Genomic DNA, 8,050 nt, shown 5'->3' with positions numbered 1-8,050 from the left:
CAAACGATTGGCTTATGGTTTTAGAAGATTTGAGAATTTCCGTACGAGGAGCTATATTCAGTGTGGTCTTCTTACAGGGATTTGTAAGGTGGTTTAGAATAGATATTTCAGTATTTAAAGTGTAACAGTGAAAGATAAAACAAGAGAATAGTCAAGTGAACAAGGTTTTGCATGTTGAACGACCTATAATTGTGCTACTGGCTAGGTTCGACAGAGCAGAATGCTACAAGAAAACTATTTCTGGTAGACGCAAAAGAGGAGCTGGACAAGATGTCCAACTCTCTTAGGTACGCTTTGTAAAATAGATGCTTTCCACACGATTTGACAAAGAGCCTGAAAAACGAAAACTAGCAAATTTGGTATTCACCCGAGTTTTAACAGCTCTCCTAATTTTTAAGCGTAACTATTTTGAAACTCCACCAATCATGCTACAATATTTTATATAGAATAAGAAAAGCTAGGAGGGGCGTTTTGAAGTCTGCAACAGTGAACACTGTCGTTTATTTACTGCTACACTTCGTTTCGCATACAGTCTTTCTAAGAATCAAAGATTCTTGAAAGACTAGTATCAAAACGTTAGTTGCGAGCGACATTGTGAACAGTTGCCAGACTTCAGCCCCTCAAAGCTAGACAAAGGAAGAAAAATGTGTGATTATAAAAAAATTTTAACTGAAAATTCAATGCAGGCTTTTCTTTTTTCATCAAAAATTGGTTTGGAAAAGGAAAATCATCGAGTAAATCCGCTTGGTTTTCTCTCAAAACAGCCTCATCCGAGTGCTTTATTTATGCGTGAGGAGAATCATTATATTAAGACGGATTTTGCAGAAACGCAAATGGAGTTTATCACTCCTCCTTTTTCGACAGAGAAGGAAGCGTTATTGTTTTTAGAGGCGGAACATTATGCGGCGATTTTGGCTTTAGAAAATGACGACTTATTGTGGCACGCCTCTATGCCACCAGATTTGCCACATCGTGACGAGGAAATTCCGCTTTCTCAACTGAACGATACGCAAGAAGTCGATTATCGCAAATATTTAGTACAAAAGTACGGAAAAAGAAAGCAAATGATGAGTGGTATTCATGTAAATTTTGAGTTAGGCGAGGATTTTTTAAAGCAACTTTATACCCTTTTACATGCTAAAACTTCTTTAAAGGAGTTTTCAAACGAGGTTTATATGAAAATCGCACGACAATATTTGCGATATGAGTGGCTTTTGACGTATCTTTTAGGAGCAAGTACACGTGCTTTTTCGGGATTTTTCCGCAATGGCGAGAGCCTTCCAAGAGCTGTTCGTTCCATTCGTAATTCTATGTTTGGGTATCGGAATTTCAATGAGGTGAAAGTGAGATTTACTTCGTTAGATACTTATGTAAAAGATTTGCAGAAAATGATTGCCGAGAAGAAATTAATTGGAGAACGTGAATTTTATTCACCTGTTCGTCTGCGTAGCGGGAAAAAAGCTTTTGAGTTGCAGTTAAACGGTATTCAGTATATTGAGCTTAGAAATATTGATATAGTGCCTTTTCAACCTTTTGGCATTAGTTATGCTACTCTTCGTTTTCTTCATTTATTCTTGCTTTTTCTTTTGTGGAAACCAGAGGAAAATCCAGAACTTGCTCAGCAAGACGGATTAGAGAAAAATTATACGGTAGCTTTTGAATCCCCTCAAGACAAAACCGTTCTTTATGACGAGGGGAAACGGTTATTCCAAGAGTGGCAAGAATTTCCTTTGTCTGCTGCGGATAAAAAAATTATTCAAGAGTTTGAGAGGATGCTTGATTTTCCAGAGGAAACACCAAGTGGGAAAATGGAAATGTACCAAAAATTCGATCCTGAATTTATCCTTCGTTTTTCAAAAACAAATCACAAAATGTCCATTGAAAAAGCGGGGCAACTCCCTAAAAATTGGCAACAAGTTGTTGAGGGGATTCAGCAAAATCTTGATTTGTCAACGCTCAAAGAGAGAAGGGATACAATCAAATGATAAAAAAACATTTTGCCAACGGAAATTTATGGTTGGCATTGGCTTTCGTGGTGATGTGCGTGTTATTTTATTCCTCCTCGCAAACATATCAAGAACAATCACAAGTGGGGAATTTAGAACATTTTCTTCAAGGAAAACCATTTTTTAAGGAACTCTCAAGTATTCATCTTCGTTATGGGAACGAGCAAGTGAGTATCGAAGAAAAAGGATATTATCCCTTTGTTGAGTTTTTTATTCGCAAGTTTGCTCATTTTGCCACATATTTCTTTTTGTCCTTTTTCCTATTTTTAGGATTGAGAAACAAATTTAGAAAGTCAATCGTTCTCTTTGGTGTTTTGTCATGGCTTGCTGCTAGTGGGTACGCTGGTTTAGATGAATTTCACCAAATGCTCACAGGAGGCAGGACGGCGAGAATTGAAGATGTTGCCCTTGATTCATCAGGAGCATTTTGTGCAGTGGCAGCACTATTGCTGCTTGAGGGGATAAAGAAAATAAGGAAGTAAGGGGATTTGGGACTTACTTCCTTATTTTATGACAACCGGAAAAATTTCATTCCGTTTTTCGTTTCCCCTCTCTCATCGGCAAAATCACCAAATAGACTACAAGAAGTAACACAAGACTAATCAAGAAAATGAAATGTATACCTCCTTGTAAAATACTTCTCAAGGCGAGCATGGAGGCTTTTGGTAGGTTTCCTGCGGTGTGCGGGTTGATGAGTTGATTCATATCTTCAAGTGAAATAGCACTGTCTTTTGGCAAATTATTTGCGATTTTTGCGTTAAGTACGACACCGAAAATAGCAATCAAAATTGTTTGCCCGAGTGTGCGGACGAGCGTGCTAAAGCCTGTTGCGACACCAATATCACCTTTGGCAACACTCGTTTGTGAAACGACTGTAAATGTAGTAAAACTAATCCCAAAACCTAAGCCACTTGCCATACTAACAGGAAGAAAATGCCATTTTCCTGCATTTTCACCAAAAAGTGTAAAAGCGACAAAACAAAGTAGAATAATCGTATTCCCCAGAGCTAAGACGTTTTTTGTACTCCATTTCTCAAGCAAATTCCCTGCAATATTGCTCCCAAACATCCATGCGAATGCAAGTGGAGCAAGCACAAGACCACCAATCATGGCACTTTCGCCATTAATTCCTTGTAACCACATTGGAATATAAACATCTACCACAATCAAAACACCAGCAATCAATAAAGCCGAACAGTTGACTAAAGTAAATAGTGGATTTTTGAACAAACTGAGCGGAATGACAGGATCTTCTGCTGATTTTTCAATAAAAATAAATGCAACTAAGCAAATCATGGATAAAGCAAGTAGACACACTACTCTTAAAGAAAATGTTTCTGTTCCAAAAAATTGCACGGCAAGCAAGAAAGAGAGGAGCAACAGCATAAGAACACCACTTCCTAAAAGGTCAAGTTTTAGTTTTTGATGTGGACGAACATTTTCCTTGAGGTTTGCAAGAAGTAGCAAAATGACCGCAATGCCAACGGGGACATTGATGTAAAAAATCCAATGCCAACTAAATGTCTCTACAATCATTCCACCACCGAGAGGGCCTACGATTGAGGCGATTCCCCACGTGGCAGAATTGAGCCCGAGCAGTTTTGAGCGTTGTTTTTGATCGTATAAATCAGCAATCAACGTGAGTGAAATTGGCAAAATTCCTCCAGCTCCCACCCCTTGAATCGCACGGAAAATAATTAGCTGAACCATTGAACTTGACAAGCCAGAAAGTGCTGAGCCAAGAATGAAAATCGTAACAGAGGTGAGGAATACGGGACGTCTGCCAATCATATCTGCCAACTTACTAAAAATTGGTGTCATCATAGCTCCTGTGAGCAAATAAATCGCAAACACCCAATTCATAATGCTCATTCCCTCAAGACTTCCGACAATTGTCGGCATGGCAGTTGTTACAATTGTTCCTTCGATTCCATTCATAAAAGTCGCAATAAAAATAGCAATCGTAATCCAAAGTTTGTTTTTATTTGTGATATTCATAACGTTCCCTTTCCATTCGTGTAATGCTCTGCTATTGTCTCAAACTATTATAGAGATTTCAATGGAAATGATTTCTTTTTTAGTGTTGTAAATAACACTTGTCAATAAATAGGCTTGTTTATTATTTAGAGGAGTTTGGGAAACAGAGTATTCTCGGGTCATTCATCTTTTTCTATTTTACGGAAATATTTGAAAAAATACAAAACGCCTTTTGAACCTTTTGTTTCCATTCGTGAATTATGTTACGATATTTATGTAAGGGTATCGTGCTATTTTTTAGATTTTCAACTTAAATTCAAACGTGAAATGGTGATAAGGGGTGTGCGAAAATGAAAAGAAAAAAAGAAAAAGCAATGGATATGCACTCTATGCTAACAACTGCTGAAAAAAGACGATTAACAATTGTTGAAACGTTACTTGAGAGAAAAACATGGGTGGATTTGGACGAATTAGCTAAAATTGCAAGTTGTTCAACGAAAACATTGGGGACGGATTTTCAGTTTTTTGATATGACTTGGCAGGAGTATTTTGTTGTTGAATTTTCCAGAAAAAGCGGGGTAAGGATTCATGTGAATCATGAACGAAAAATGAATTGCATTTACGGCGAAACCTTGCAAAACTCTCAATTTTTTCAGTTTGCGGAAATGCTGTTTTTCAAGCCGTATGAAACGGGAAGTTATTGGTTAAGTGAGCTGTTTATTAGCGAGTCTAGTCTTTATCGTATGGTGCAGACGTTAAATGGTAGCATGGAGCAAGTTGGCATTGAAATCATTCGTCAGCCGTTTTATTTGCAGGCGAAAGATGAACGGTGGTTGCGGCTTCACTTTACCAATTATTTTGATCAGGCTTATGGTATTGGCAGGTGGCCGTTTAAAGAATTTCAGCAAGAGCCTATTGTCAGAATGATAGGCGAGATTGCCAAAAAGTTAAATATGAGATTAAGTGACGAGGTAGTGTTCAATCATTCACTTTCGGTAGGTGTTGCTTTTGTGCGTATGAGCCAAGGGTTTCGCTTGGAGTTGAATGATAAAAAGAATCATGAAATAGATGAGTACATTTTAGGATATGAAGAGGAAATACAAGAAATACTTCCGTTCCGTCTTCCGACAGATTGGCATAAGGAACTAGCACAAATGATTTTTCACCCGTATTACGGCTGGGATAACGAACAGGAAATGGCACGTATTAACGGATATGTAAGTGATTATTTGGACGTTATTTCAAAAGAAGTAGGACTAGAGCTTGTAGAAGAAGATAGAGCAGCAGTGCAGTTTGAAGTGGTTAGCCTTTACACAAAATATAAGATATTTCCATATGTGCGTTATTCTTTATTTGATAATTTGAAATTTCAAGCGGAGCGTGTATTTGAAAATTATCCAAATTTCTCAAGAGAAATAGTAGGGAATTTGCAATTAATGGAGAAGAGAACACATTTTCCTTGGTATTCAAAAATGCTCTATCACATTATTGACATTTTATTTGTCGAATGGAGCGATTTGCCAATTAAATTAGAAAAACGTAGAACAAAGGTGAAAATGCTGATTGTCTCAACTCACGGTCAAACGCACGCTAAAATATTAAAAGGGATACTAGATATGCAGTTTCATTATCGAGTGGAAATGGAGATATATGAGGGAAGTGTAATGAATAAAAAAACATTCCCGAACGCAGAAAGCTATGATGTGATTATCTCAACAGAACCACTGCTGGAATTTGCAAGAGAAAAACTTTTTGTCGTAGATAATATCCCAAACGTTATTCAACTAGGAGAAATAGCAAAAGAAATTGACCGTTTGCAGTTGAAATTGCATGTGGGCACACCGAAGAAATAATGCGAGGAGAAGTATCCAGAGGTTTGGGTACTTCTTTTTTCTGAAATCTGGCAACTGCTCGCAATGTCGATTCCTTTCAACTTGAAAAAAACTTGCATTTTTTTGTTGAAGAATTGTAAAATGTAACAGTACACGGATAAGTGATTATGTGTAGAGGCACTCTTATATTAGTAAGAAAGACTTCGAGTAGACAAAACTTGCGAATGGGAGAATAGAATGGATAAGGAAGAAATAATCTTAAACAAGACACGAGAAGTGTTGAATAAAATGGGCTGGTTGAATAAGTATAAAATGGAACAAATGCTTTCAGATTACCAATCTTCTGAAGTGCATACGATTGAGTGTATTAGTAAAGGTGAATTTGTCAATGTAACGAAAATTGCTCAATCTCTTTATATGACAAGAAGTGCAGCAAGTAAGATTGCCAAGAAATTGTTGGATAAGAAATTGATTGAGCGGTATCAAAGAACAGAAAATAAAAAGGAAGTTTATTTTCGCTTGACTGAAAAAGGTAGAGAGGTAAATGAAATTCACGAAAACTTACACAAGGAATTTTTAGCACGAGATAAGGTGGTTTTTGATGAAATAACCGAAGAACAACTTGCAGGATTTTTGGCATTTATTCAGCGATATTCCAAACATTTAGACGAAGAAATTAAGCGAGAGGGTAGAGAAATCACATAATGAGGGTGAGAACAATTTTTCAACCTCATTTTTTTGGTGTTTTTTTGTTGACTAGGAAACAAAAAAGAGATACAATGATATTGTTTCTTGGGAAACAAAAAACAAGGAGAATACAAATGAAAAATAAACAACAAGAACAATTACCTAAAACGATACTTGCGACAGCATGGGCGATAGCATTGGGGGCGATTGCTCCGATGTTAGACGCTACAATGGTGAATATAGCTATTGACCAATTAACAAAAGATTTTCAAACAAATTTAAATATGGTGCAGTGGTCTGTTACAGGATACACTTTAGCACTAGCGGTTACAGTATCTATCTCAGGCTGGCTGATGAATCGTTTGAATGGGAAAAAAGTTTTCATTTTAGCGACCCTTATTTTTGGTGTGACTTCTGTCTTGGCAGGGGTGAGTTGGAGTGTTGAGAGTTTTATTTTCTTTCGTTTATTGCAAGGTGCAGCCGCTGGAGTGATTACTCCTTTGATGTTTACGCTGTTAGTGAAAGTTGCAGGGAAAGAGCGAGTGGGCAGAGTAATGGCAATTGTCAGTATGCCAATGATTTTTGGGCCAATTTTTGCTCCAGTGCTTGCGGGTTTTATTGTGCAAGTATTATCGTGGCGATGGATTTTCTTTCTCAATGTATTTGTGACACTATTTGCCACACCTTTGATGAAGAAAAATATTCCTGATTTTGCTCCTTTCAATAGAAAAAGTAGGCTTGATTTTTTTGGAATTTTTTGTTTGTCTATTATGAGTGTCGGGCTGATTTATGGTTTGACAAAAGCAGCAGATACTGCAAGTCTTTTGAACCAATCCACTGTTATTTTTTGTGGTATTGGCTGTTCTTTTCTTGCAATTTATGTTTTCTATAATTCTCTCAGAAAGAATAAAACCGTTCTGCCTTTGAAATTGTTCACGTATCAAGGATTCGCCTCTGCAAGTATCGGACTATTTTTAGCTAATATTGCGATTATGGGGCCAATGTTGATTTTGCCATTATTTTTCCAAAGGTCGTTTCATTTCAATGCGATTATGTCAGCTTTCGCTTTGATTCCGCAAGGTGTAGGAATGCTTGCCACAAGGCGAATGATTGGACGAAAGATTGATCAATTCGGTTCCAAGCGTGTTGTGCAAATTAGCTTACCTCTTGCATTGGTTAGCGTGTTTCCTCTTTTATTTGTGACGGAGAAAACAAGTATGGTTGTTCTTGTGATTGTTTTATTTATCCGTGGAGCAAGTGTGGGCGGTTTGACACTTCCTTTGATGAGCGAGGCATATATTGGGTTGAATGATGAATTACTTGCTGATGCGGGAGTTGGGATCAATATTATTGAAAATCTTGGAGCGTGTTTTGGTACAGCATTGCTTGCGACAATTGTTGCGACATTTCCAAAAGACGACATACAAGGATTTCATGCAGGATTTTTGTTTTCAGCAATCGCACTTGTCTTGATGATTCCGACAAGTTTCTTTTTAACAGGAAAACAAGGTTACACAAAAAACGCATGAGGCAACAAATTCCTCATGC

Annotated in this window: 6 protein-coding genes; 5 read left to right on the top strand and 1 reads right to left on the bottom strand. The window is 37.4% G+C overall.

Annotated features, from left to right (window positions below; genetic code table 11):
- Positions 1–644: 644 nt before the first annotated feature.
- Positions 645–1,985 carry a hypothetical protein gene (locus tag B5D30_RS08285; protein ID WP_078807599.1) on the top strand — a complete coding sequence of 447 codons (1,341 nt, stop codon included), beginning with the start codon at positions 645–647 and terminating at the stop codon, positions 1,983–1,985.
- On the top strand, positions 1,982–2,488 hold the full coding sequence (locus B5D30_RS08280) for a VanZ family protein (RefSeq protein ID WP_078807598.1): 507 nt from the start codon (positions 1,982–1,984) through the stop codon (positions 2,486–2,488). Before B5D30_RS08285 ends, B5D30_RS08280 begins: the two co-directional genes overlap by 4 nt.
- Before the next feature lie 46 nt (positions 2,489–2,534).
- Here B5D30_RS08280 and B5D30_RS08275 read toward each other — a convergent pair whose 3' ends face one another.
- Positions 2,535–4,004: an MFS transporter gene (locus B5D30_RS08275; protein WP_078807597.1), complete on the bottom strand. Its 1,470-nt coding sequence runs from the start codon at positions 4,002–4,004 to the stop codon at positions 2,535–2,537.
- A 329-nt stretch (positions 4,005–4,333) separates the two neighbouring features.
- Here B5D30_RS08275 and B5D30_RS08270 point away from each other — a divergent pair, with 329 nt between their 5' ends.
- The 3 genes from B5D30_RS08270 (at position 4,334) to B5D30_RS08260 (ending at position 8,031) form a co-directional block, all read left to right on the top strand.
- Positions 4,334–5,836 (top strand): AcpB/EbpR/MafR family transcriptional regulator, encoded by a 1,503-nt coding sequence (locus B5D30_RS08270; protein ID WP_078807596.1) that lies wholly within the window; start codon positions 4,334–4,336, stop codon positions 5,834–5,836.
- Positions 5,837–6,052: 216 nt separating this feature from the next.
- Positions 6,053–6,520, top strand: coding sequence for a MarR family transcriptional regulator (locus B5D30_RS08265; protein WP_078807595.1), 468 nt, complete (start codon positions 6,053–6,055; stop codon positions 6,518–6,520).
- 116 nt (positions 6,521–6,636) lie between these two features.
- Positions 6,637–8,031, top strand: coding sequence for a DHA2 family efflux MFS transporter permease subunit (locus B5D30_RS08260; RefSeq protein WP_078807603.1), 1,395 nt, complete (start codon positions 6,637–6,639; stop codon positions 8,029–8,031).
- The last annotated feature ends 19 nt before the right edge of the window (positions 8,032–8,050 follow it).

Source organism: Pilibacter termitis, from assembly GCF_900167335.1.
Classification (GTDB): Bacteria; Bacillota; Bacilli; order Lactobacillales; family Streptococcaceae; genus Pilibacter; species Pilibacter termitis.
Note: the sequence above shows the minus strand (reverse complement) of the source record. Positions and strands in the feature narration are given on the sequence as shown.

Excerpts from the sequence above, each read along its gene's own strand:
- B5D30_RS08260 (WP_078807603.1), top strand. The coding sequence starts at position 6,637 with ATGAAAAATAAACAACAAGAACAATTACCTAAAACGATACTTGCGACA.
- B5D30_RS08285 (WP_078807599.1), top strand. The coding sequence starts at position 645 with ATGTGTGATTATAAAAAAATTTTAACTGAAAATTCAATGCAGGCTTTT.
- B5D30_RS08280 (WP_078807598.1), top strand. The coding sequence starts at position 1,982 with ATGATAAAAAAACATTTTGCCAACGGAAATTTATGGTTGGCATTGGCT.
- B5D30_RS08275 (WP_078807597.1), bottom strand. The coding sequence starts at position 4,004 with ATGAATATCACAAATAAAAACAAACTTTGGATTACGATTGCTATTTTT.
- B5D30_RS08265 (WP_078807595.1), top strand. The coding sequence starts at position 6,053 with ATGGATAAGGAAGAAATAATCTTAAACAAGACACGAGAAGTGTTGAAT.
- B5D30_RS08270 (WP_078807596.1), top strand. The coding sequence starts at position 4,334 with ATGAAAAGAAAAAAAGAAAAAGCAATGGATATGCACTCTATGCTAACA.